Source organism: Cronobacter sp. JZ38, assembly GCF_008932145.1.
Lineage (GTDB): Bacteria > Pseudomonadota > Gammaproteobacteria > Enterobacterales > Enterobacteriaceae > Cronobacter > Cronobacter muytjensii.
The window spans coordinates 243,367-268,606 of the sequence record NZ_CP017662.1 but is presented as its reverse complement, the minus strand read 5'-3'; the positions used below and the strand labels follow the sequence as shown (position 1 = coordinate 268,606).

Genomic DNA, 25,240 nt, shown 5'->3' with positions numbered 1-25,240 from the left:
GCTGTGGATAAAAGTGCTTAAAAGCTTGGATCAACCCGTAGTTATCCAAGGTATAAGTGTTGTTCGTTTTTTGAGTTGTGTATAACCCTCATTTCTGATCCCAGCTTATACGGTCTGGGATCACCGATCATTCACAGCAAGCGATCCCGGATAACCTTTTGATCCCAAATGGGCGATCAGGGTTATCCACAAGGGATGTCGATCCTAATAAGAGATCACAATAAAACAGATCCTTTAAATAAAAGATCTTCTTTTTAATACCAACGATCCCGGCGCTTTCTCACCAGGCTAAAGTTGAGTAGAATCCACGCCCCGGGCTAGCTAACCCTCTTTCGCACAACCGCGAGGTCATACCAACATGTTTTATCCGGATCCTTTTGACGTCATTATCATTGGCGGGGTCATGCAGGTACCGAGGCCGCAATGGCCGCTGCACGCATGGGTCAGCAGACCCTGCTTTTGACACACAATATCGACACGCTGGGACAGATGTCCTGTAACCCGGCGATCGGCGGTATTGGTAAAGGACATCTGGTTAAGGAAGTGGATGCCCTCGGCGGGCTGATGGCGACGGCGATCGATCAGGCCGGCATTCAGTTTAGAATACTAAACGCCAGTAAAGGCCCGGCGGTTCGCGCCACTCGCGCTCAGGCGGATCGCGTGCTGTACAAGCAGGCCGTACGTACCGCGCTGGAGAATCAGCCGAACCTGATGATCTTCCAGCAGGCGGTAGATGACCTGATCGTGGAAAACGATCGTGTCGTGGGCGCCGTCACGCAGATGGGCCTGAAATTCCGCGCCAAAGCGGTGGTGCTGACGGTCGGTACTTTCCTCGATGGCAAAATTCATATCGGGCTCGATAACTACAGCGGTGGCCGCGCAGGCGATCCGCCTTCCGTACCGCTGGCGCGTCGACTGCGTGAATTGCCGCTGCGCGTCAGCCGTCTGAAAACCGGGACGCCGCCGCGTATCGACGCGCGTACTATCGATTTCAGCGTGCTGGATCAGCAGCATGGCGATAACCCGATGCCGGTCTTTTCGTTCATGGGATCAGTCAGCCAGCACCCGCGTCAGGTGCCGTGCTACATCACGCATACCAACGAAAAAACCCATGATGTAATCCGCAGCAACCTCGATCGCAGCCCCATGTACGCGGGCGTCATCGAAGGGATCGGCCCGCGCTACTGCCCGTCGATCGAAGATAAAGTGATGCGCTTCGCCGATCGCAATGCGCACCAGATCTTCCTGGAGCCTGAAGGGCTGACCAGCAACGAAATTTATCCGAACGGCATCTCGACGAGTCTGCCGTTTGACGTGCAGATGCAAATTGTCCGTTCCATGAAAGGGATGGAAAACGCGAAGATTGTGCGTCCGGGTTACGCCATTGAGTACGATTTCTTCGACCCGCGCGACCTGAAACCGACCCTTGAGAGCAAATACATTCAGGGGCTGTTCTTCGCCGGCCAGATTAATGGCACTACCGGTTACGAAGAAGCTGCGGCGCAGGGGCTGCTGGCGGGCCTGAACGCCGGGCGTTACTCCGCCGAGAAAGAGGGCTGGGCACCGGGCCGTTCTCAGGCTTACCTTGGCGTTCTGGTGGATGATCTCTGCACGCTCGGTACCAAAGAGCCATACCGCATGTTTACCTCGCGTGCGGAATATCGGCTGATGCTGCGCGAAGACAATGCGGATTTACGTCTGACCGAAGCTGGTCGCGAAATGGGCCTGGTTGATGATGCGCGCTGGGCGCGTTTCAACGAGAAGCTGGAAAATATCGAACGCGAGCGCCAGCGTCTGAGAAGTACCTGGGTGACGCCGTCTTCGACCACCGTGGAAGAGATCAACGCAACGCTCACCGCGCCGCTTTCCCGCGAGGCCAGCGGCGAAGATCTGCTGCGTCGTCCGGAAATGACCTATGCTCAGTTGACCATGCTCGCGGCTTTCGCCCCGGCGCTGGAAGACGCGCAGGCGGCGGAGCAGGTTGAGATCCAGGTGAAATACGAAGGTTATATCGCCCGCCAGCAGGATGAGATCGAGAAACAGCAGCGCAACGAAAGCACGCTGTTGCCAGCGACACTTGATTATCGCCAGGTGAATGGCCTCTCGAATGAGGTCATCGCCAAACTCAACGATCACAAACCGGCGTCGATTGGCCAGGCGTCCCGTATTTCCGGGATAACGCCCGCCGCGATTTCTATTTTGCTGGTCTGGCTGAAGAAACAGGGGCTACTGCGCCGCAGTGCCTGAGTCAACACGCTTTTCGGGCCAGCCTTTGTCTGGCCCTTTTTACATGGAAAAACCGTTGTGCTGAATACACTGACCCGCCTGCTGGATGATGCAGGGATTTCGCTGCCCGAACACCAGAAGGCGCAGCTGGTGGCCTATGTCGATATGCTGAACAAGTGGAACAAGGCCTATAACCTTACGTCCGTACGCGACCCGAACGAGATGCTGGTGCGCCATATCATGGACAGTATCGTGGTCGAGCCGCATCTGAATGGCTCGCGCTTTATCGATGTCGGCACCGGTCCTGGGCTTCCAGGCGTGCCGCTGGCTATCGTGCGCCCTGACAGCCACTTCACTTTGCTGGATAGCCTCGGCAAGCGCGTGCGCTTTTTACGTCAGGTGCAACACGAGCTGAAGCTGGCAAACATTACGCCTGTGCAAAGCCGCGTGGAGGATTTCCCCGCCGAGCCGCCGTTTGACGGCGTCATCAGCCGCGCATTCGCGTCGCTCTCCGATATGGTGAACTGGTGTCATCATCTGCCGGGTGAGCAGGGCCGTTTTTATGCGCTAAAAGGCCAGCGTCCTGATGATGAAATCACCGCGCTGCCGGCCAGCTTTGCTGTTGAAAATATCGTCAGACTGACGGTTCCCCGTCTCGATGGCGAACGGCATCTGGTTATCCTTAAAGCAAACAGAACTTAATATTTATCAAAAAAAGCAGAAATAAGCCGCGGGCCGTGTGTTGGAAAAAAGCGCAGGCCCGATCGGTATAACAACATTTTATTTCACTTTTTATTAACTTGTTTGCAGCTTAAACATAACGAAGCACCCTTTGCACCAAAAAAACAATAGTCACGCACGAAAATATAAGGGCGCTATATTCAGCGTGAGACATGATAACGGGACGTGAATTGTTTCCCGTAGATGTCAATAAAAGGTTTTAATCGTGTTTCGGGGTGTTTTAGAAAAATTATGCGTTAAAGAGTTTTAAATACAGATAGTTATTAGGTTCGCATTCCTAAATGACCTGACAAGGTCTGCGCAGTAATTGTTTATAATGTGATCTCGTGCACGCTTTATTCGCAAGGTTCAGGCGCAATTTGCCGTTTTCGCTTTTGCTTTGAGGTTTGCAGGAAAGTTGCAAAAACACGGCCCTGAAAATTATTTAAACATTTATTCACCTTTTGGCTACTTATAGTTTGAAATCACGTGCTCGCCCCGTATAATTTGAGCGCTTTTTGAGGCTTGACTCAGAGCGTCAAAGAACGTTTTATACGACACGCGACATACCTCAAAGGGAGCAGTAGCAAAAAATGTCTGCGTCGCTTATGAGCAAAAAAGTGGCCCGCAAGCTTCTGCTCATCCAGTTACTCGCGGTGCTGGCAGCAGGATTGCTGTTTTGCCTCAAAGACCCTTTCTGGGGCCTCTCTGCATTGAGTGGAGGGCTGGCAGTGTGGCTGCCGAATGTGCTGTTTATGAATTTTGCCTGGCGTCATCAGGCGCATACACCCGCTAAAGGCCGCGTGGCCTGGTCTTTCGCTCTTGGCGAAGCGTTTAAGGTGGTTGCGACCTTTACCCTGCTGGTGGTGGCGCTGGCGTGTTTGAAGGCGGTTTTTTTGCCGCTGATGATGACGTGGGTTTCGGTGCTGGTTGTGCAGATACTGGCGCCAGCTGTAATTAACAACAAAGGGTAAGAGGCATCATGTCTGCAGGAGAAATCTCGACGCCGCAGGATTACATAGGCCACCATCTGAATAACCTTCAGATTGACCTGCGTACATTCTCGCTGGTGGATCCGCATAACCCCCGGCCACCTTCTGGACGCTCAATATCGACTCCATGTTCTTCTCGGTGGTGCTGGGCCTGTTATTCCTGGTTCTGTTCCGTAAAGTCGCGAAGCACGCGACCAGCGGCGTTCCGGGCAAATTCCAGACAGCGGTAGAGCTGGTTATCGGCTTTGTGCATGGTAGCGTGAAAGACATGTACCACGGCAAAAGCAAGCTTATTGCTCCGCTGGCCCTGACGATTTTCGTCTGGGTATTCCTGATGAACCTGATGGATTTGTTGCCTATCGACCTGCTGCCGTACATCGGCGAGCATGTGTTTGGCCTGCCTGCCCTGCGCGTGGTGCCGTCTGCTGACGTGAACATCACCCTCTCTATGGCGCTGGGTGTATTTATCCTGATTCTTTTCTACAGCATCAAAATGAAAGGCGTTGGCGGCTTTACCAAAGAGCTGACGCTGCAGCCGTTCAATCACCCGGTATTTATCCCGATCAACTTGATTCTGGAAGGTGTGAGCCTGCTGTCCAAACCGGTTTCTCTCGGTCTGCGACTGTTCGGCAACATGTATGCCGGTGAGCTGATTTTCATTCTGATTGCGGGTCTTCTGCCGTGGTGGTCACAGTGGATTCTGAATGTGCCGTGGGCCATTTTCCACATCCTGATCATTACGTTGCAGGCCTTCATTTTCATGGTTCTGACGATTGTCTATCTGTCGATGGCATCTGAAGAGCACTGATTTTTTACTCAACACTACTGCGTTTTAACTGAAACAAACTGGAGACTGTCATGGAAAACCTGAATATGGATCTGCTGTACATGGCTGCCGCTGTGATGATGGGTCTGGCGGCAATCGGTGCTGCGATCGGTATCGGCATCCTCGGGGGCAAATTCCTGGAAGGCGCTGCGCGCCAGCCTGATCTGATTCCTCTGCTGCGTACTCAGTTCTTTATCGTAATGGGTCTGGTGGATGCTATCCCGATGATCGCTGTGGGTCTGGGTCTGTACGTGATGTTCGCTGTCGCGTAGTAAACGAAATTGTCTGAATTAACAGGCAATATCAGAACATTAACCAGATAAGAGGCATTGTGCTGTGAATCTTAACGCAACAATCCTCGGCCAGGCCATCGCGTTTGTCCTGTTCGTTCTGTTCTGTATGAAGTACGTATGGCCGCCAATTATGGCTGCCATCGAAAAACGTCAGAAAGAAATTGCTGACGGTCTGTCTTCTGCAGAACGCGCTAAAAAGGATCTGGAGCTTGCACAGTCCAACGCGACCGACCAGCTGAAAAAAGCGAAAGCGGAAGCCCAGGTGATTATTGAGCAGGCGAACAAACGTCGCGCTCAGATCCTGGACGAAGCGAAAGCTGAAGCAGAGCAGGAACGTAACAAAATCGTGGCGCAGGCCCAGGCCGAAATCGAAGCCGAGCGTAAACGTGCCCGTGAAGAGCTGCGCAAGCAGGTTGCTATCCTGGCTGTTGCTGGCGCCGAGAAGATCATTGAACGTTCCGTGGATGAAGCTGCTAACAGCGACATCGTGAATAAACTGGTCGCTGAACTGTAAGGAGGGAGGGGCTGATGTCTGAATTTGTAACGGTAGCTCGCCCCTACGCCAAAGCAGCTTTTGACTTTGCCGTCGAACACCAAAGCCTCGACCGCTGGCAGGATATGCTGGCGTTTGCCGCTGAAGTGGCCAAAAACGAACAGATGGCTGAGCTTCTCTCTGGCGCCCTGGCGCCAGAAACGCTCGCTAAGTCGTTTATCGCAATCTGTGGTGACCAGTTAGACGCCAACGGCCAGAACCTGATTCAGGTGATGGCAGAAAATGGTCGTCTGAAGGTGCTTCCTGATGTTCTTGAGCAGTTCATTCAGTTACGCGCAGCCCTTGAGGCTACCGTTGAAGTCGAAGTGACTTCTGCCAGCGCGCTGAGCGATGAACAGCTTGCGAAAATCAGCGCCGCGATGGAAAAACGTCTGTCACGCAAAGTGAAGCTGAATTGCAAAATTGATAAGTCTGTAATGGCAGGCGTTATCATCCGTGCGGGTGATACGGTCATTGACGGCAGCGTGCGCGGCCGTCTTGAACGCCTCGCAGACGTCTTGCAGTCTTAAGGGGACTGGAGCATGCAACTGAATTCCACCGAAATCAGCGAACTGATCAAGCAGCGCATTGCTCAGTTCAATGTTGTGAGTGAAGCTCACAACGAAGGTACTATCGTTTCTGTAAGTGACGGTGTTATCCGTATCCACGGCCTGGCCGATTGTATGCAGGGTGAAATGATCTCCCTGCCGGGTAACCGTTACGCTATCGCACTGAACCTGGAGCGCGACTCCGTAGGTGCCGTAGTCATGGGGCCGTACTCTGACCTCGCCGAAGGCATGAAGGTGAAATGTACTGGCCGTATTCTGGAAGTGCCGGTTGGCCGTGGCCTGCTGGGCCGCGTTGTAAACACCCTGGGTGCGCCGATTGACGGTAAAGGTCCGGTAGAACACGATGGCTTCTCGCCAATCGAAGTTATCGCACCGGGCGTTATCGACCGTCAGTCTGTAGACCAGCCTGTACAGACGGGTTATAAGTCCGTTGACGCCATGATCCCAATCGGTCGTGGCCAGCGTGAGCTGATCATCGGCGACCGTCAGACCGGTAAAACCGCAATGGCTATCGACGCCATCATTAACCAGCGCGATTCCGGTATCAAATGCGTGTACGTGGCTATCGGCCAGAAAGCGTCCACCATTTCTAACGTGGTTCGTAAACTGGAAGAGCATGGCGCGCTGTCCAACACTATCGTTGTAGTCGCGACCGCGTCTGAATCCGCTGCGCTGCAATATCTGGCACCGTATGCCGGTTGCGCCATGGGCGAATACTTCCGCGACCGCGGCGAAGACGCGCTGATCGTTTACGATGACCTGTCCAAACAGGCTGTCGCTTACCGTCAGGTTTCCCTGCTGCTCCGTCGTCCGCCTGGACGTGAAGCATTCCCGGGCGACGTGTTCTACCTCCACTCCCGTCTGCTGGAGCGCGCATCCCGCGTTAACGCGGAATACGTTGAGAACTTCACTAAAGGTGAAGTGAAAGGTAAAACCGGCTCCCTGACCGCACTGCCGATCATCGAAACCCAGGCGGGTGACGTTTCTGCGTTCGTTCCGACCAACGTAATCTCCATTACCGATGGTCAGATCTTCCTGGAAACCAACCTGTTTAACTCCGGTATTCGTCCGGCGGTTAACCCGGGTATCTCCGTATCCCGTGTGGGTGGCGCTGCTCAGACCAAGATCATTAAGAAACTGTCCGGGGGTATTCGTACCGCGCTGGCGCAGTATCGTGAACTGGCGGCGTTCTCTCAGTTCGCTTCCGATCTGGACGAAGCCACCCGTAAACAGCTGAGCCACGGCCAGAAAGTCACTGAACTGCTGAAGCAGAAACAGTACGCGCCGATGTCTGTTGCACAGCAGGGTCTGGTACTGTTCGCGGCAGAACGCGGTTACCTCGAAGATGTGGAACTGGCGAAAATCGGCAGCTTCGAAGCCGCTCTGCTGGCTTACGCTGACCGTGACCACGCTCCGCTGATGCAAGAAATCAACCAGAACGGTGGCTATAACGATGAGATCGAAGGCAAGCTGAAAAGCCTCCTTGACTCCTTCAAAGCAACCCAGTCCTGGTAACGTCTGGCGGCTTGCTGTAAGGCAAGCCGCAAGGCATTGAGGAGAAGCTCATGGCCGGCGCAAAAGAGATACGTAGTAAGATCGCAAGCGTCCAGAACACGCAAAAGATCACTAAAGCGATGGAGATGGTCGCCGCTTCCAAAATGCGTAAATCGCAGGATCGCATGGCGGCCAGCCGTCCTTATGCAGATACCATGCGCAAAGTGATTGGTCACCTTGCTACCGGTAATCTGGAATATAAGCACCCTTACCTGGAAGAACGCGACGTTAAACGCGTGGGCTACCTGGTGGTGTCGACTGACCGTGGTCTGTGCGGTGGCTTGAACATCAACCTGTTCAAGAAACTGCTGGCGGATATGAAAGCATGGTCCGATAAAGGCGTTCAGTGCGATATCGCAATGATCGGCTCCAAAGGCGTTTCTTTCTTCAATTCAGTAGGCGGCAACATTGTGGCGCAGGTCACCGGCATGGGAGATAACCCTTCCCTGTCAGATCTGATCGGCCCGGTAAAAGTTATGCTGCAGGCTTATGATGAAGGCCGTCTGGACAAGCTTTACGTGGTCAGCAACAAATTTATTAATACCATGTCTCAGGCTCCGACTATCACTCAGCTGCTGCCGCTGCCGGCATCAGAAGACGATGAGTTGAAGCACAAATCCTGGGATTACCTGTACGAACCCGATCCGAAGGCGCTGCTGGATACCCTGCTGCGTCGCTATGTCGAATCGCAGGTTTATCAGGGTGTGGTTGAAAACCTGGCCAGCGAGCAGGCCGCACGAATGGTGGCGATGAAAGCCGCAACCGATAATGGCGGCAGCCTGATTAAAGAGCTGCAGTTGGTGTACAACAAAGCTCGTCAGGCCAGCATTACTCAGGAACTCACCGAGATCGTCTCGGGGGCCGCCGCGGTTTAACCAGGTTATTTCGTAGAGGATTCAAGATGGCTACTGGAAAGATTGTCCAGGTAATCGGCGCCGTGGTGGACGTCGAGTTCCCTCAGGATGCCGTACCGAAAGTGTACGATGCCCTTGAGGTAACGAATGGTAATGAGCGTCTGGTGCTGGAAGTCCAGCAGCAGCTCGGCGGCGGTATCGTACGTACCATCGCGATGGGCTCTTCCGACGGTCTGCGTCGTGGTCTGCCTGTTGCAGACCTTGAGCACCCGATCGAAGTGCCGGTAGGTAAAGCGACGCTGGGTCGTATCATGAACGTCCTGGGTCAGCCTATCGACATGAAAGGCGATATCGGCGAAGAAGAGCGTTGGGCGATTCACCGCGCGGCGCCGTCCTATGAAGAGCTGTCCAGCTCTCAGGAACTGCTGGAAACCGGCATCAAAGTAATCGACCTGATGTGTCCGTTCGCGAAGGGCGGTAAAGTCGGTCTGTTCGGTGGTGCGGGCGTAGGTAAAACGGTAAACATGATGGAGCTGATCCGTAACATCGCGATCGAACACTCCGGTTACTCCGTGTTTGCAGGCGTGGGCGAACGTACCCGTGAAGGTAACGACTTCTACCACGAAATGACCGACTCCAACGTTCTGGATAAAGTATCCCTGGTTTACGGCCAGATGAACGAGCCGCCGGGAAACCGTCTGCGCGTTGCGCTGACCGGTCTGACCATGGCTGAGAAATTCCGTGACGAAGGTCGTGACGTTCTGCTGTTCGTCGACAACATCTATCGTTACACCCTGGCCGGTACTGAAGTATCCGCCCTGCTGGGCCGTATGCCTTCAGCGGTAGGTTATCAGCCGACCCTGGCGGAAGAGATGGGCGTTCTGCAGGAACGTATCACCTCTACCAAAACCGGTTCTATCACCTCCGTACAGGCGGTATACGTACCGGCGGATGACTTGACTGACCCGTCACCAGCCACCACCTTTGCGCACCTTGACGCAACTGTGGTACTGAGCCGTCAGATTGCTTCTCTGGGTATCTACCCGGCCGTTGACCCGCTGGATTCCACCAGCCGTCAGCTGGATCCGCTGGTGGTTGGCCAGGAGCACTACGACACCGCTCGCGGCGTACAGTCCATCCTGCAGCGTTACCAGGAACTGAAAGACATCATCGCCATCCTCGGTATGGACGAACTGTCTGAAGAAGACAAACTGGTGGTAGCTCGTGCGCGTAAAATTCAGCGCTTCCTGTCCCAGCCGTTCTTCGTGGCAGAAGTATTCACCGGTTCCCCGGGCAAATACGTTTCGCTGAAAGACACCATCCGTGGCTTTAAAGGCATCATGGAAGGCGAATACGATCATCTGCCGGAGCAGGCGTTCTACATGGTTGGCTCCATTGATGAAGCCGTGGAAAAAGCCAAAAAACTTTAACGCCTTAATCGGAGGGTGACATGGCAATGACTTACCACCTGGATGTCGTCAGCGCAGAGAAAGAGATGTTCTCTGGTCTGGTCGAAAAAATCCAGGTTACGGGTAGCGAAGGCGAGCTGGGGATTTACCCGGGCCACGCGCCGCTGCTCACCGCCATTAAGCCTGGTATGATCCGCATCGTGAAACAGCACGGCCACGAAGAGTATATCTATCTCTCCGGCGGCGTGCTGGAAGTGCAGCCGGGCAACGTAACCGTGCTGGCTGACACCGCGATTCGCGGCCAGGATCTCGACGAAGCGCGAGCCCTGGAAGCGAAACGTAAAGCGGAAGAGCATATCCGTAGCTCCCACGGTGACGTGGACTACGCTCAGGCTTCCGCTGAGCTGGCCAAGGCGATCGCCAAACTGCGCGTTATCGAGTTGACCAAAAAAGCGATGTAACACCGGCTTGAAAGTCAAAAGCCAGCCAGGGCGACCCGGCTGGCTTTTTTTATTTCCGCTGCATGAGATATGAAAAGCTGTTTTATAATTTTTGTGATTTGAGTCACAAAATATTGATCGGTTAAAAAAAGCAGCGTAGACTTGGTTTTGTGAGACGGGTCACATTTTAATCGCGGAGAGCCTGTGAAACTTATCAATAAAATTATCTCTTATTTCAATAATATGAGCGTATCTTTCGGTACTTTCAATCTGTAATCTTCCTTTGTTGCCGGTGCCTTTCAGCGCATGGCAAACTTGGAAAGGGTCGCCAGAGCGCGGCCTTTTTTGTTTTTGTACGCCGTCCTTCTCTTCTGCACTTCCATTTCTCCCTTAGTTCAACGCCATCCGGTGGATTTTCGTCCGTTTTTACAGCGCTTTATTCCAGACGCAAAAAAACAGCATCTCATTGTTTTCTTAAGCGATAAAATTAGCAGAGACACCCTTTAAGTTCTTTTTAGCGTTTTGGCATGCATTCAGCGCCTGCATAACATGGTAAAAAAGGATAAAAGCGGCGATTTGCCAGCAATACGTTTTATGCTGAAAAATATGTAGAATTTCGGGCGCTAAATCGCTTTACTTCACTCACTTTCATAAGACAGGACGACTATGTCTAGCCATGCTATGAGCGTTGTGATCCTTGCCGCTGGCAAAGGCACACGCATGTACTCCGATCTTCCAAAAGTGCTGCACACCCTGGCCGGGAAGCCGATGGTGCAGCATGTTATCGACGCCGCAAAGCGTGTCGGCGCGCAAAATATTCATCTGGTTTATGGGCATGGCGGCGATCTGCTGCAAAACACCCTGAAAGACGCCTCGCTCAACTGGGTGTTGCAGGCAGAACAGCTTGGTACCGGTCACGCGATGCAGCAGGCCGCGCCGTTCTTCAGCGATGATGAAGACGTGCTGATGCTCTACGGTGACGTGCCCCTGATCTCGGTCGAGACCCTGCAACAACTCTGCGCGGCGAAACCCCAGGGCGGCATCGGTCTGTTGACCGTCAAGCTTGACGACCCGACCGGCTATGGTCGCATCACTCGCGAGAACGGCAAGGTCTCCGGCATTGTTGAGCATAAAGATGCCAGCGATGAACAACGCCAGATTAATGAAATCAATACCGGCATTCTGGTTGCCAACGGCGCGGACCTGAAGCGCTGGCTGGGGCAGCTCAATAACAACAATGCGCAGGGTGAATACTACATCACTGACATCATCGCGATGGCCTGGAATGAAGGCCGTGAGATAGCGGCAGTGCATCCGCAGCGTTTAAGCGAAGTGGAAGGTGTAAACAACCGTTTGCAGCTGTCGCGACTTGAGCGCGTCTATCAGGCCGAGCAGGCGGAAAAACTGCTGCTGGCGGGCGTCATGCTGCGCGACCCGGCGTGTTTCGATTTGCGCGGTACGTTGAAGCATGGGAGGGATGTCGAGATCGACGCTAACGTCATTATTGAAGGCGATGTCGTACTGGGCGATCGCGTGAAGATTGGCGCGGGCTGTGTAATTAAAAACAGCACTATTGGCGATGACTGCGAGATAAGCCCGTACAGCGTGGTAGAAGACGCGCGTCTCGACGCCGCCTGCACTATCGGGCCGTTCGCGCGTCTGCGTCCGGGCGCCGAGCTACTGGAAGGCGCGCACGTCGGCAACTTCGTCGAGATGAAAAAAGCGCGGCTGGGCAAAGGTTCTAAAGCGGGTCACCTGACCTATCTGGGCGACGCGGAGATTGGCGATAACGTCAATATCGGCGCGGGCACGATCACCTGCAACTACGATGGCGCCAACAAGCACAAAACCCTTATCGGCGACGACGTGTTTGTCGGCTCCGACACCCAACTGGTGGCGCCGGTGACCGTCGCCAAAGGCGCGACCATCGCCGCCGGCACCACCGTCACGCGCAATATTGCGGAGAACGAGCTGGTGCTCACCCGTGTGCCGCAGGTGCATAAGCAGGGCTGGCGTCGCCCGGTGAAGAAAAAGTAACAACACGGCGGGGGCGCTACGCTTGCCCGCGCTGTTATTGCGTTTGCCTGACAGGTCTGACGGCCATCAGGCAAACCCGGGTGAGGAGATAACAATAATTTCCCCCCACAAGCAGTACCTATAACGATAACCCCACTCTCTACAAGGCTCGGGGCGCCCGGAAAACGGGTAAACACAGGTCGTCGACAACGCATGGCGAAATGCCATTGTCAGGAACTTAATTATGTGTGGAATTGTTGGCGCAGTCGCGCAACGTGATATTGCTGAAATCCTTCTCGAAGGCTTACGTCGTCTTGAGTACCGCGGTTATGACTCCGCCGGTCTCGCGGTCGTGGACAGCGCCGGGTATATGACCCGCCTGCGCCGTCTCGGCAAAGTGCAGATGCTGGTTCAGGCGGCGGAAGAACATCCGCTGCATGGCGGCACGGGTATTGCCCACACCCGCTGGGCGACCCACGGCGAACCGTCTGAAGGCAACGCGCATCCGCATGTCTCCGGGCATATCGTGGTGGTGCATAACGGCATTATCGAAAACCACGAGCCGCTGCGCGAGCTGCTGAAAACGCGCGGCTACGAATTTGTCACCGAAACCGATACTGAAGTGATCGCGCACCTGGTGCACTGGGAGCTGGAGCAGGGCGGCACGCTGCGTGAAGCCGTACTGCGCGCCATTCCTCAGCTGCGCGGCGCTTACGGCACCGTCATCATGGATAACCGCGATCCGAGCGTCCTGCTGGCCGCCCGTTCCGGCAGCCCGCTGGTGATTGGCCTTGGCATGGGCGAGAACTTTATCGCCTCCGATCAGCTGGCGCTGCTGCCGGTGACTCGCCGCTTTATTTTCCTCGAAGAGGGCGATATCGCCGAAGTCACGCGCCGTTCGGTCGCGATTTTCAATACCCAGGGCGATGCGGTTTTCCGTCCGGAAATCGAATCCAGTGTGCAGTATGACGCCGGCGATAAAGGCATCTACCGCCACTACATGCAAAAAGAGATCTACGAGCAGCCGAACGCGATTAAAAATACGCTCGCTGGGCGTATCAGCCACGGCGAAGTGGATTTAAGCGAACTCGGCCCGAACGCCGATGAACTGCTGTCTCAGGTCGAGCATATCCAGATTGTCGCCTGCGGTACCTCGTACAACTCCGGCATGGTCTCTCGCTACTGGTTTGAAGCGCTGGCAGGCGTACCGTGCGATGTCGAAATCGCCTCGGAATTCCGTTATCGCAAATCTGCCGTGCGCCGCAACAGCCTGATGATCACGCTGTCGCAGTCCGGCGAAACCGCAGATACGCTGGCGGCGTTGCGTCTGTCCAAAGAGCTGGGCTATCTTGGTTCGCTGGCCATCTGCAACGTGCCGGGCTCGTCGCTGGTGCGCGAGTCTTCGCTGGCGTTGATGACCAAAGCCGGTACGGAAATCGGCGTGGCGTCCACCAAAGCGTTTACCACGCAGCTGACCGTTCTGCTGATGCTGGTGGCGAAACTCAGCCGCCTGAAAGGCGCGGACGCGTCCATCGAGCACGATATTGTTCACGGTCTGCAGGCGCTGCCAAGCCGTATCGAGCAGATGCTCTCTCAGGACAAACGCATTGAGGCGCTGGCGGAAGATTTCTCCGACAAGCACCACGCCCTGTTCCTTGGCCGCGGCGATCAGTATCCGATCGCGCTGGAAGGCGCCCTGAAGCTCAAAGAGATCTCCTACATTCACGCCGAGGCGTATGCGGCAGGTGAGCTCAAGCACGGCCCGCTGGCGCTGATCGATGCCGATATGCCGGTTATCGTGGTGGCGCCGAACAACGAACTGCTGGAAAAGCTGAAGTCCAATATCGAAGAAGTCCGCGCCCGTGGCGGCGTGCTGTACGTCTTCGCCGATCAGGATGCCGGTTTTAGCAGCAGCGACACCATGAACATCATCCCGATGCCGCATGTTGAGGAGGTTATCGCGCCGATTTTCTACACGGTTCCGCTGCAGCTGCTGGCGTACCACGTCGCACTGATCAAAGGCACCGACGTTGACCAGCCGCGTAACCTGGCGAAGTCTGTCACCGTGGAATAATCCTTTTTCACGCGTATGCTTCTCTGAAGAGGTTGCCGTCCGGCAGCCTCTTTTTTTATCAACATCAGGGAAATGGATGTGTTATGTCGTTTATGCAGCGCCTGGCCGGCATGCGGTTTTACCAGCTCATCATCTACAGCGCTGAAGTGGATGACGATATCGCGCATCGCAGGCTGCATCAGCTGAAGCTCAAAATGGCGCAGCGCCAGCATCTGCCGAAAGCCCGCTTCATCGGCACCTCGTCGTTTTATCATGTGCTGGTGGGCAGCACCTACATGATGCTCTTTAGCGCGGCACTGAATGTCGCGGCGCTGCGCCCGCCCTTTCCGCCGCTCTGGATTTTTGGCGGAGTTCTCTGGCTGATACTGCTGATGGCGGTTGCGTTTATGGTTGAAAAAGGGCGCCGCAGCGGGCTTAAGTTGCTTCTCTTCGCCTGGGTATTCCATCTGTCGTTAAGCGGAGCCGCACTGGGTGTCGGGCTGGTGCGCTGGCCTTTTTCGTGGGTGTTCTGGTTATGCTGGGGTGGGGGCGTTTTGATGGTGTGGCTGGCCTGGCGGATGATGAACAGTCGCGAAATGTTTACGCTCGTTCACTGGTGTCTGGCGAATAAAATGCGTCGCATCCATACCAAAGAACTTCAACGCCCCTCAGAAAAACGTGTGTTGAAGCGAAGAAAAAACCGTGAAATGCGGAACAGATAATGCGCACGCATTTATGACAAATCGCCGTTTTAGACTACTTTTACTGTGTCATAAAAAGAAAATTTTTCCTTCATCTCTGTGTCATAAAACTGCGTAATTTATTGAATTAAATATATTTTATTTAAGCTAAACTCGCGGGTCCGGCGCTGTCATAAAACTGTCATAATTCGTACATTTATCTGTCACCAAACTGTCCTATTTTGCTCACCGTAGCCACGAAACAATAAATTACGAACACCAGCAGGAGACATTATGAAAGTTATGCGTACCACCGTCGCAACTGTTGTCGCCGCGACCTTTTCCCTGAGCGCTTTCTCCGCTTTCGCGGCAGCAAGTCTGACTGGCGCGGGCGCAACATTCCCGGCGCCGGTGTATGCCAAATGGGCGGATACCTACCAGAAAGAAACGGGTAACAAGGTAAACTACCAGGGTATCGGCTCCTCCGGTGGCGTGAAACAAATCATTGCTAACACTGTTGATTTTGGTGCTTCTGACGCACCGCTTTCCGACGAAAAATTACAGCAAGAAGGTCTTTTCCAGTTCCCGACCGTGATCGGCGGCGTGGTGCTGGCGGTTAACCTGCCGGGCTTCAAGTCTGGCGAACTGGTGCTGGATGGTAAAACCCTCGGCGACATCTACCTTGGCAAAATCAAGAAGTGGGATGACGAGGCTATCGCCAAACTGAACCCGGGCAAAAAACTGCCTTCGCAGAACATCGCTGTGGTGCGCCGCGCTGACGGTTCCGGTACTTCCTTCGTTTTCACCAGCTACCTGGCGAAAGTGAACGAAGAGTGGAAATCGAAAATCGGCTCTGGCTCTACCGTTAACTGGCCGACCGGCCTTGGCGGTAAAGGCAATGACGGCATCGCCGCGTTCGTACAGCGTCTGCCAGGCTCTATCGGCTACGTCGAATACGCTTATGCCAAGCAGAACAACCTGACCTACACCAAACTGGTTTCTGCTGACGGCAAGCCGGTCGCGCCGACCGAAGAGAGCTTCTCTAACGCCGCCAAAGGCGTGGACTGGAGCAAATCCTTCGCCCAGGACCTGACTAACCAGAAAGGCGACGACGCGTGGCCTATCACCTCCACCACCTTCATTCTGGTTCATAAAGAGCAGAAGAAACCTGAGCAGGGCGCCGAAGTGCTGAAGTTCTTCGACTGGGCCTACAAGTCAGGCGCGAAACAGGCTAACGACCTGGATTACGCCTCTCTGCCGGACAGCGTGGTTGAGCAGGTTCGCGCCGCATGGAAAACCAACGTGAAAGACAGCAGCGGTAAAGCGCTGTATTGATCGAGATTTACCGATGATGGCGGGTGGCGCTTCGCTTATCCGCCCTACAAAAATCCGGTAACACGCTGTTTTTTGTAGGCCCGGTACGCATCACGCTGCCGGGCATCATTCAAAACAGAGTTTAACTGAAGAGTGAAATATGGCTGCCACCAAGCCTGTATTTAACCCCCCAGGTAAAAAGGGCGATATGATCTTCAGCGCGCTGGTCCGACTGGCTGCGCTGATTGTGCTATTGCTGCTGGGCGGAATTATCGTGTCGCTGATCTTCTCTTCCTGGCCGAGCATGGAAAAATTTGGTTTTTCCTTCCTCTGGAATAAGGAATGGGACGCGCCGAACGAAACCTTTGGCGCGCTGGTGCCGATTTACGGCACGCTGGTGACTTCTTTTATTGCGCTGCTGATCGCGGTTCCCGTGAGCTTCGGCATCGCGCTGTTCCTGACCGAACTGGCACCCGGCTGGCTGAGACGCCCGCTGGGTATCGCTATTGAACTGCTGGCGGCTATCCCGAGTATCGTGTACGGCATGTGGGGCCTGTTTATCTTCGCGCCGCTGTTCGCGACCTGGTTCCAGGAGCCGGTCGGCAATGTGCTCTCCAACATTCCGTTTATCGGCGCGCTCTTCTCCGGCCCGGCGTTCGGTATCGGCATTCTGGCGGCAGGCGTTATTCTCGCCATCATGATTATTCCTTACATCGCCGCGGTAATGCGTGATGTGTTCGAACAGACCCCGGTGATGATGAAAGAGTCGGCTTACGGTATCGGCTGCACCACCTGGGAAGTTATCTGGCGCATCGTGCTGCCGTTCACCAAAAACGGCGTCATCGGCGGCGTAATGCTGGGGCTTGGCCGCGCGCTTGGTGAAACAATGGCCGTCACTTTTATCATCGGCAACACCTACCAGCTCGACAGCGCCTCGCTCTTTATGCCGGGCAACAGCATCACTTCCGCGCTGGCGAATGAGTTCGCCGAAGCGGAATCGGGCCTGCACGTCGCGGCGTTGATGGAGCTTGGCCTGATCCTCTTTGTGATCACCTTTATCGTGCTGGCCGTTTCACGACTGATGATTATGCGTCTGGCGAAAAACGAGGGGGCGCGCTAATGGCGACTATCGAACTGCAAACCCCTACGGCGCTGGCGGAATCACGCCGTAAAATGCAGGCGAAGCGGCGAATGAAAAACCGCATCGCTCTCACGCTCTCGATGGCGACGATGGCGTTCGGCCTGTTCTGGCTTATCTGGATCTTATTCTCCACGGTATCACGCGGTTTCGACGGCATGTCGCTGGCGCTGTTCACCGAGATGACGCCGCCGCCGAACACCGCGGGCGGCGGGCTGGCGAACGCCCTTGCGGGCAGCGGCCTGTTGATCCTTTGGGCGACGGTTATCGGTACGCCGCTTGGCATCATGGCGGGGATTTATCTGGCGGAATATGGCCGTAAGTCGTTCCTCGCTGAAGTCATCCGCTTTATCAACGACATTCTGCTCTCCGCGCCGTCTATCGTGGTGGGGCTGTTCGTCTACACCATCGTGGTGGCACAGATGGAGCACTTCTCCGGCTGGGCGGGCGTTATCGCGCTGGCGCTGCTGCAAGTGCCGATTGTAATCCGCACCACCGAGAACATGCTCAAGCTGGTGCCGGACAGCCTGCGTGAAGCGGCTTACGCGCTTGGCACGCCGAAGTGGAAGATGATCTCCGCCATTACGCTTAAAGCGTCCGTGTCAGGCATTCTGACCGGCGTGCTGCTGGCTGTGGCGCGTATCGCGGGCGAGACCGCCCCGCTGCTCTTTACCGCGCTCTCTAACCAGTTCTGGAGCACGGATATGATGCAGCCTATCGCCAACCTGCCGGTGACGATTTTCAAATTCGCCATGAGCCCGTTCGCCGAATGGCAACAGCTGGCCTGGGCTGGCGTGCTGATTATCACCCTTTGCGTTCTGCTGCTGAATATCCTGGCGCGCGTGCTGTTCGCCAAACGTAAACACGGTTAATTTTTTGACGGCGTGGCGTATCGCGACGCCGGATAAGGAAAACGATTGAGATGAGTATGGTTAATACGACCCCGAGCAAGATTCAGGTTCGCGATTTGAACTTCTACTACGGGAAATTCCATGCCCTGAAAAACATCAGCCTGGATATCGCCAAAAACGAAGTGACCGCCTTTATCGGTCCGTCCGGTTGCGGTAAATCCACGCTGCTGCGCACCTTCAACAAGATGTTCGAGCTCTATCCGGAGCAGCGCGCAGAAGGCGAAATCCTGCTGGATGGCGAAAACATTCTGAACCACGCCCAGGACATCGCGCTGCTGCGCGCCAAAGTGGGCATGGTGTTCCAGAAGCCGACGCCGTTCCCGATGTCCATTTACGACAACATCGCCTTCGGCGTGCGCCTGTTTGAGAAGCTCTCCCGCGCCGATATGGACGAGCGCGTGCAGTGGGCGTTGACCAAAGCCGCATTATGGAATGAAACCAAAGATAAACTGCACCAGAGCGGGTACTCTCTCTCCGGTGGTCAGCAGCAGCGTCTGAGCATCGCACGCGGTATCGCGATTCGCCCTGAAGTGCTGCTGCTTGATGAGCCGTGTTCCGCGCTGGACCCGATCTCCACCGGCCGTATCGAAGAGCTCATCACCGAGCTTAAGCAGGATTACACCGTGGTTATCGTGACGCACAACATGCAGCAGGCGGCGCGCTGTTCCGATCACACGGCGTTTATGTACCTCGGCGAGCTGATCGAGTTCAGCAATACAGACGATCTCTTCACCAAGCCGAAAATGAAACAAACCGAAGACTATATTACCGGTCGCTACGGTTGATATGCCCTGATATCTCATGTGGGCCGCTTTTGAATTTATCGGGCATGTGGAGTGCTAAATGGATAATCTGAATCTGAACAAACATATTTCCGGTCAGTTCAACGCTGAACTGGAATACATTCGCACCCAGGTGATGACGATGGGTGGGCTGGTAGAGCAGCAGCTCTCCGATGCGATCACCGCCATGCACAACCAGGACAGCGAACTGGCCAAACGCGTCATCGACGGCGATAAAAAGGTCAACATGATGGAAGTGGCGATCGATGAAGCGTGCGTGCGCATCATCGCCAAACGCCAGCCGACCGCAAGCGATCTGCGCCTGGTGATGGCCATCATTAAAACTATCGCCGAGCTGGAGCGCATCGGCGACGTGGCGGATAAAATCTGCCGCACCGCGCTGGAAAAATTCTCCCAGCAGCATCAGCCGCTGCTGGTCAGCCTCGAATCGCTGGGTCGCCATACCGTACAGATGCTCCACGACGTGCTGGACGCCTTCGCGCGTATGGATCTTGATGAAGCGGTACGTATTTATCGCGAAGATAAAAAAGTGGATCAGGAGTATGAAGGCATCGTGCGTCAGCTGATGACCTACATGATGGAAGATTCCCGCACCATTCCAAGCGTCCTGACCGCGCTGTTCTGCGCCCGCTCTATCGAGCGTATCGGCGACCGCTGCCAGAATATCTGCGAGTACATTTTCTATTTCGTGAAAGGCCAGGATTTCCGCCACGTCGGCGGCGATGAGCTGGATAAACTGCTCGCCGGTAAAGATCCGAAAGAATAAGCCTGCCGCCCTCGCCGCGCGCGAGGGCTTTTTTGGGGCAAAGATCGCCCCTTTTGCGGATTTTACTCAATACTATAAGGGGTTACCGAGCCCGTTATAAAAAGGACAAATCCGTGAAATTACCTTCCCGTACCGCTATCGCTATCGCCGCCCTGATAGGCTGCGCCAGTTTGCCTGTCTACAGCGCGCCGCTGCCAGCCACGCCCGACCCGTCCATTCCGGTCAGCCATTACATCACCCAGGTGAATCCGGATAAATCGATCACCTTCCGCCTGTTCGCGCCCGGTGCGCAGCGCGTGGCGGTGGTGCTCGGCGCGACGGCGGACAGTCAGGTATCGCATGAGATGCGCAAAGAGGCGAACGGCGTCTGGAGCTGGAAAAGCGCGCCGCTGAAGCCGGATCTGCATGAGTATTTCTTTGATGTTGACGGCTTTCGCTCCATCGATACCGGCAACCCTTATGTCAAACCGCAGCGTCAGCCCAATACCTCGCTGATTCTGGTGCCGGGCAGCATTATTGATGACCGGGCGGTGCCGCACGGCGAGTTGCGCACGCTGACCTACCATTCCGGCGCGCTGAAATCGGAGCGTCGGGTATATGTCTGGACGCCGCCGGGCTACAGCCATGAAAGCGAGCCGCTGCCGGTGCTCTACTTCTATCACGGCTTTGGCGATACCGGGCTTTCCGCCGTGACTCAGGGCCGTATTCCGCAAATGATGGATAACCTGCTGGCGGAAGGAAAAATCAAGCCGATGCTGGTGGTTATCCCGGATACCGAAACGGATATCGCCGACGCGGTGCCGGAGAATTTCCCGCCTGCCGAGCGACGTAAAGACTTTTACCCAATCAACGCCCGCGCGGCGGATAAAGAGTTGATGAACGACATTATTCCGCTGATCGGGCAGCAATTTAACGTGCGTCAGGACGCGCAGGGGCGCGCGCTGGCAGGGCTTTCACAGGGCGGTTATCAGGCGCTGGTATCGGGTATGACGCATCTGCAGAGCTTTGGCTGGCTGGCGTCGTTGAGCGGCGTTACCACCGCCACGGTGCCAAACGACGATGTAACGAAGCAACTGTCCCGCGCGGACGAAGTAAACAGCCAGCTGCGTAACTTCACCCTGGTCGTGGGCGATAAAGACAGCGTGACGGGCCGGGATATCGCCGGGCTGAAAACCGAGCTTGAGCGCGACGGCGTGAAATTTGACTATCACGTCTATCCGGGGCTTGGCCATGAAATGGCGGTGTGGCGCCCGGCCTATGCCGAATGGGTGCAGAAGATCTTTTAACGGGAGTCAATGTCGAGCGGTGGGTGCGCTGACGCTTACCCACCTGTACGCCACATCCAACCGCATCTCGCAGGGCGGGTATAAAACACCCCCTGCCATAACATTCAATACGCCAGGGCACCCGCGTTAACCCGAGGGTTAACGCGTCACCTCCCAGCCGCGCGCCCGCCACAATTCTGGCAGCTGCGCTAAATCAGTAAACACCGTCACATTAGGGTGTTCGAGCGGCGGGTTATGCGGGTCGGCGCAGAAATAAAACACCTGCATCCCGGCGGCGATACCGGCTTTCGCGCCCGCGGCGGAATCATCCACCAGAATACAGTGCTCCACATTCACCTGCATCGCATCGGCGGCAAAATGCATCAACGCCGGGTCGGGCTTCCAGCGCTGGATATCGTAGCCGCTGAAGAGTTTATCGGTGAAATAGCGCAACATGCCCGTTTTGCCGAGAGACTGCTGCATTTTGCTCACCGGGCCGTTCGAGACAATGCACATCGGCACATTCATCTTCGCAAGGAGCGCCGCCGCGCCCGGGATCTCCGCAAGCTCGGCGTCGAAAAGACGCGCAACTTCTGCGCGGTAGACAGGTTCGAGCTCGGCTTTTTGCAGGTTCACGCCATATTCATCATTGATCGTGTCAATGATTTCGTAGAGCTTTACGCCTTTGAAGCGTTTAAAAACCTCGTCCAGCTCAAGCGTAATGCCCGCCCGGGCAAACATATGCACATAAGCGCGGGAGCAGATAACTTCGCTATCCACCAGCGTGCCGTCGCAGTCGAAAAATACCGCTTCAATTCGGGACATGCCGTTTCCTGTTGTTGCAAGTTGAACGTTTACTCTAAGCGCTTTGCGTCACGCAATCGATGCCGTATAAGCAAATTCAATGAAAAAAAGTGTGCGACGACCATCAACACGGAGGCGTTTTGGTATAGGATAGCGACGAATTTTTCCCCTCCTTGTACGGAATTAGAGAATGAGCCAACAACAGACGTCCCAGGCCGAAGGGCAGGGATTGCTTGAGCGCGTGTTCAAATTACGCGCGCACGGCACCACGGCCCGCACCGAGGTCATTGCCGGGGTAACCACCTTCCTGACGATGGTGTATATCGTTTTTGTTAACCCGCAAATCCTCGGCGCGGCTGGCATGGACACCAGCGCGGTATTCGTTACGACCTGTCTTATCGCCGCCTTCGGCAGCATTCTGATGGGCCTGCTGGCGAACCTGCCGGTGGCGCTGGCGCCTGCGATGGGCCTGAACGCCTTCTTCGCGTTCGTGGTGGTTGGCGCGATGGGCCTCTCCTGGCAGGTGGGCATGGGCGCGATTTTCTGGGGCGCGGTTGGCCTGCTGCTGCTGACGATTTTCCGCGTGCGCTACTGGATGATCGCCAATATCCCGGTGAGTCTGCGTATCGGCATCACCAGCGGTATTGGTCTGTTTATCGGCATGATGGGGCTTAAAAACGCGGGCGTTATCGTCGCGAACCCGGAGACGCTGGTCGCTATCGGCAACCTCACCTCCCACACCACGCTGCTGGGCGTGCTGGGCTTCTTTATCATCGCCATTCTCGCCTCGCGCAACATTCACGCGGCGGTGCTGGTCTCTATCGTTGTGACCACGCTGCTGGGCCTGGCGTTTGGCGACGTGCATTTCAAAGGCGTTGTATCGGAGCCGCCGAGCGTGATGACGGTGCTCGGCCATGTCGATCTCGCGGGCTCGCTGGATATCGGCCTCGCGGGCGTGATTTTCTCGTTTATGCTGGTAAACCTCTTCGACTCCTCCGGTACGCTGATTGGCGTAACCGATAAAGCCGGGCTTGCAGATGAAAGCGGCAAGTTCCCGCGCATGAAGCAGGCGCTGTATGTGGACAGCATCTCGTCCGTCGCGGGCTCGTTTATTGGCACCTCTTCCGTGACCGCGTATATCGAATCCTCGTCCGGCGTCTCCATTGGCGGGCGCACCGGCCTGACCGCCGTCGTTGTCGGCCTGCTGTTCCTGCTGGTGATTTTCCTGTCGCCGCTCGCAGGTATGGTGCCGCCTTACGCCGCCGCTGGCGCGCTGATTTACGTGGGCGTGCTGATGACTTCCAGCCTGTCGCGCGTGAAGTGGGACGACCTGACCGAAGCGGTGCCGGCATTTATCACCGCCGTTATGATGCCGTTCAGCTTCTCCATCACCGAAGGTATCGCGCTCGGCTTTATCTCTTACTGCGTGATGAAAATTTTCACCGGTCGCCTGCGCGATCTGAACGCCTGCGTGCTGGTCGTGGCGCTGCTGTTCCTGTTGAAAATCGTCTTTATCGACGCGCACTAATCAAAAAGGCCAGCGATTCGCTGGCCTTTTTACGGTTAGCGGCGCACCCGCCTGATGTAATCCGCAAATGCGGTCAACTGCCCCGTCAGGTGATCCCGCGTGCTCTGGTCCACCACTTCGCCCGTCTGCGTGTCCACTTTGTTCTGAATCGCCCCGCCCATAAACTCCGGCTTGTTCATCACCATTGCATCAAGGAAGACCAGGATCTGGCGCAGATGATACTGACAGCGCGCGCCGCCGATGGCGCCCATTGAACTGGTCTGAATCAAGACCGGCTTACCGGCGAGCGGCTGGTCCGGCAGGCGTGACAGCCAGTCGATGGCGTTTTTCAGCCCGCCCGGCACCGAATAGTTATATTCCGGCGTGACAATCACTACGCCATCCGCCTGGCGGATCTGCTCTGCTATCGCTTCCACCGTTTGCGGAAACCCCTCTTCCTGCTGAATATCAGCGTCATAAATCGGGATATCGCGAATGGAAGGCAACTCGGCGACCGTCATACCGGCAGGGGCCAGTTTCGGCAGCGTGCGGGCTACCATCGCGTTAAATGAGCCTTTGCGCAGGCTGCCAATCAGTGTTACGACGTTTAGTGTTTCAGACATAGAAAACCTCCGGGAAGTGTTAACGCAGATTAGTTGATAATCATCGCCTTTTCCGAGGGCAGGCTGGTAAAGCGCATCAGACGCGTATCCGGGCTGGTGCTGCGTTTACGCATATCCGGCAGGCTGTGCCAGCCCTGCACGCTGTCATATTCCCACAGGTAGAGTTTTTCGATGGCGGGCGACACCGCGACCGTCCAGATCAGCACGTCTTCGGCATCGCAGGCCGCCTCCACCAGCGGGAACTGCGCCACGCGCAGCTTGCCGGAGCCCGGCAGGAGCTGGAATTGCTGGCCGCCGTCGTTCTGCTGGCCTGTCAGCTTCAGCAGGCTGCGACGCAGCGTCACCAGTTGAGTGCGCGCTTCCATCGGGTCGTTTTGATTATCTATCCAGATCGTTTCATTTTTACTGAGCGTATGGCCGGTCTGCGGCGCGAGCGGGTGCGTAAAGGTACGCGTGGCGGGCTGTAGTTCCATATCGAGCCCGCAACAGCCTTCCGTCGTGATCGCCACACCCAGCATGTTGCCGGTATAGGCGAGGGAGAAATCGGCGAGCCCGGCGTCGGCAAAGCGCGGACGGCCCTGCTCATTCACCACCACATCGGGCAGTACGGGAATGCCATAAAGCATGAAAACCAGCTCGGCCAGCAGCGAGCGCGACGCCAGGAAGCGGCTGCGGCGATGTTCCGGCAGGTTTTGCGCGGCTTTCAGCGCGTCGGCGGAGAGCCGGGGGGAGATACCAGGTTCGGGGCCAAGCATCCCTCTTGCAAAGTGCGTTGCCATTTTTCGCTCCGTGATAATGGTCAGTGACTGTTAGTTATGGAAATTACGAATGCGTAATCTGCAACTAATCAGTCCGATAATGTTTAGGTTTTAATGCCTAATTCGGATACTGAGAAGAGGGCTACACGGACATTTACAAAACTCTCACTCGCTACCGTCCACGCTC

The 25,240-nt window shown here is 55.5% G+C and carries 22 protein-coding genes and 2 pseudogenes; 21 read left to right on the top strand and 3 right to left on the bottom strand.

Translation table 11 applies throughout. The features are described from left to right. The first annotated feature begins 358 nt into the window (after positions 1-358). The 20 genes and pseudogenes from mnmG to BJP61_RS01130 all read left to right on the top strand — a co-directional run bounded on the left by mnmG (position 359) and on the right by BJP61_RS01130 (position 21,382). Positions 359-2,247, top strand: a pseudogene (gene mnmG, locus BJP61_RS01225) (tRNA uridine-5-carboxymethylaminomethyl(34) synthesis enzyme MnmG). Positions 2,248-2,304: 57 nt separating this feature from the next. Then, positions 2,305-2,928 carry a 16S rRNA (guanine(527)-N(7))-methyltransferase RsmG gene (gene rsmG / locus BJP61_RS01220; protein WP_075192905.1) on the top strand — a complete coding sequence of 208 codons (624 nt, stop codon included), beginning with the start codon at positions 2,305-2,307 and terminating at the stop codon, positions 2,926-2,928. A 611-nt stretch (positions 2,929-3,539) separates the two neighbouring features. Next, complete coding sequence (gene atpI, locus BJP61_RS01215; RefSeq protein ID WP_038866421.1) at positions 3,540-3,920, top strand: F0F1 ATP synthase subunit I; 381 nt, start codon at positions 3,540-3,542, stop codon at positions 3,918-3,920. Positions 3,921-3,928: 8 nt separating this feature from the next. Beyond that, positions 3,929-4,746 (top strand): annotated as a pseudogene (gene atpB / locus BJP61_RS01210) (F0F1 ATP synthase subunit A). Positions 4,747-4,796: 50 nt separating this feature from the next. Then, entirely contained in the window at positions 4,797-5,036 is a 240-nt protein-coding gene (atpE, locus tag BJP61_RS01205; protein WP_000429386.1) for a F0F1 ATP synthase subunit C, read from the top strand. Positions 5,037-5,100: 64 nt separating this feature from the next. Then, positions 5,101-5,571 carry a F0F1 ATP synthase subunit B gene (gene atpF / locus BJP61_RS01200; protein ID WP_004386171.1) on the top strand — a complete coding sequence of 157 codons (471 nt, stop codon included), beginning with the start codon at positions 5,101-5,103 and terminating at the stop codon, positions 5,569-5,571. Positions 5,572-5,585: 14 nt separating this feature from the next. Continuing rightward, positions 5,586-6,119, top strand: a complete 534-nt coding sequence (gene atpH / locus BJP61_RS01195) for a F0F1 ATP synthase subunit delta (protein WP_038866416.1) — start codon at positions 5,586-5,588, stop codon at positions 6,117-6,119. Between the two features lie 12 nt (positions 6,120-6,131). Continuing rightward, positions 6,132-7,673, top strand: coding sequence for a F0F1 ATP synthase subunit alpha (atpA, locus tag BJP61_RS01190; RefSeq protein WP_024551308.1), 1,542 nt, complete (start codon positions 6,132-6,134; stop codon positions 7,671-7,673). Positions 7,674-7,723: 50 nt separating this feature from the next. Next, positions 7,724-8,587 (top strand): F0F1 ATP synthase subunit gamma, encoded by an 864-nt coding sequence (gene atpG, locus BJP61_RS01185; protein ID WP_004386168.1) that lies wholly within the window; start codon positions 7,724-7,726, stop codon positions 8,585-8,587. A gap of 26 nt (positions 8,588-8,613) precedes the next feature. Continuing rightward, positions 8,614-9,996: a F0F1 ATP synthase subunit beta gene (gene atpD / locus BJP61_RS01180; RefSeq protein WP_007677766.1), complete on the top strand. Its 1,383-nt coding sequence runs from the start codon at positions 8,614-8,616 to the stop codon at positions 9,994-9,996. Positions 9,997-10,016: 20 nt separating this feature from the next. Then, positions 10,017-10,436 (top strand): F0F1 ATP synthase subunit epsilon, encoded by a 420-nt coding sequence (locus BJP61_RS01175; protein WP_038866414.1) that lies wholly within the window; start codon positions 10,017-10,019, stop codon positions 10,434-10,436. 645 nt (positions 10,437-11,081) lie between these two features. Continuing rightward, complete coding sequence (gene glmU / locus BJP61_RS01170) at positions 11,082-12,452, top strand: bifunctional UDP-N-acetylglucosamine diphosphorylase/glucosamine-1-phosphate N-acetyltransferase GlmU (RefSeq protein ID WP_171997664.1); 1,371 nt, start codon at positions 11,082-11,084, stop codon at positions 12,450-12,452. 223 nt (positions 12,453-12,675) lie between these two features. Next, positions 12,676-14,505 (top strand): glutamine--fructose-6-phosphate transaminase (isomerizing), encoded by a 1,830-nt coding sequence (gene glmS, locus BJP61_RS01165; RefSeq protein ID WP_171997662.1) that lies wholly within the window; start codon positions 12,676-12,678, stop codon positions 14,503-14,505. An 83-nt stretch (positions 14,506-14,588) separates the two neighbouring features. After that, a complete protein-coding gene (locus tag BJP61_RS01160) occupies positions 14,589-15,206 on the top strand; it encodes a hypothetical protein (protein WP_171997660.1) in 618 nt (205 codons plus the stop codon). Between the two features lie 252 nt (positions 15,207-15,458). Further along, positions 15,459-16,499 (top strand): phosphate ABC transporter substrate-binding protein PstS, encoded by a 1,041-nt coding sequence (gene pstS / locus BJP61_RS01155; RefSeq protein WP_038866405.1) that lies wholly within the window; start codon positions 15,459-15,461, stop codon positions 16,497-16,499. 139 nt (positions 16,500-16,638) lie between these two features. Continuing rightward, positions 16,639-17,598: a phosphate ABC transporter permease PstC gene (pstC, locus tag BJP61_RS01150; RefSeq protein ID WP_038866403.1), complete on the top strand. Its 960-nt coding sequence runs from the start codon at positions 16,639-16,641 to the stop codon at positions 17,596-17,598. Continuing rightward, a complete protein-coding gene (gene pstA, locus BJP61_RS01145) occupies positions 17,598-18,488 on the top strand; it encodes a phosphate ABC transporter permease PstA (protein ID WP_038866400.1) in 891 nt (296 codons plus the stop codon). The genes pstC and pstA overlap by 1 nt, the downstream gene beginning before the upstream one ends. 50 nt (positions 18,489-18,538) lie before the next feature. Beyond that, positions 18,539-19,312, top strand: a complete 774-nt coding sequence (gene pstB, locus BJP61_RS01140; protein ID WP_171997658.1) for a phosphate ABC transporter ATP-binding protein PstB — start codon at positions 18,539-18,541, stop codon at positions 19,310-19,312. A gap of 58 nt (positions 19,313-19,370) precedes the next feature. Further along, complete coding sequence (gene phoU / locus BJP61_RS01135; protein ID WP_007754112.1) at positions 19,371-20,096, top strand: phosphate signaling complex protein PhoU; 726 nt, start codon at positions 19,371-19,373, stop codon at positions 20,094-20,096. Between the two features lie 113 nt (positions 20,097-20,209). Then, the gene (locus BJP61_RS01130) at positions 20,210-21,382 is read left to right on the top strand and encodes an alpha/beta hydrolase-fold protein (protein ID WP_171997657.1); all 1,173 of its coding nucleotides are present in this window, start codon (positions 20,210-20,212) and stop codon (positions 21,380-21,382) included. Positions 21,383-21,520: 138 nt separating this feature from the next. On the opposite strand, the gene yieH is transcribed toward BJP61_RS01130, so the two are convergent. After that, positions 21,521-22,186: a 6-phosphogluconate phosphatase gene (gene yieH, locus BJP61_RS01125; protein ID WP_171997656.1), complete on the bottom strand. Its 666-nt coding sequence runs from the start codon at positions 22,184-22,186 to the stop codon at positions 21,521-21,523. Positions 22,187-22,355: 169 nt separating this feature from the next. Between yieH and BJP61_RS01120 the strand changes: the two genes are divergently transcribed. After that, positions 22,356-23,693, top strand: a complete 1,338-nt coding sequence (locus BJP61_RS01120; protein ID WP_075192912.1) for an NCS2 family permease — start codon at positions 22,356-22,358, stop codon at positions 23,691-23,693. Positions 23,694-23,728: 35 nt separating this feature from the next. Here the strand turns inward: BJP61_RS01120 and BJP61_RS01115 are convergent, their stop codons facing one another. Together BJP61_RS01115 and BJP61_RS01110 are read right to left on the bottom strand one after the other, a co-directional pair. Next, complete coding sequence (locus tag BJP61_RS01115; protein WP_038866384.1) at positions 23,729-24,295, bottom strand: NADPH-dependent FMN reductase; 567 nt, start codon at positions 24,293-24,295, stop codon at positions 23,729-23,731. 29 nt (positions 24,296-24,324) lie between these two features. Further along, a complete protein-coding gene (locus BJP61_RS01110) occupies positions 24,325-25,074 on the bottom strand; it encodes a hypothetical protein (RefSeq protein ID WP_161579443.1) in 750 nt (249 codons plus the stop codon). Positions 25,075-25,240: the final 166 nt, after the last annotated feature.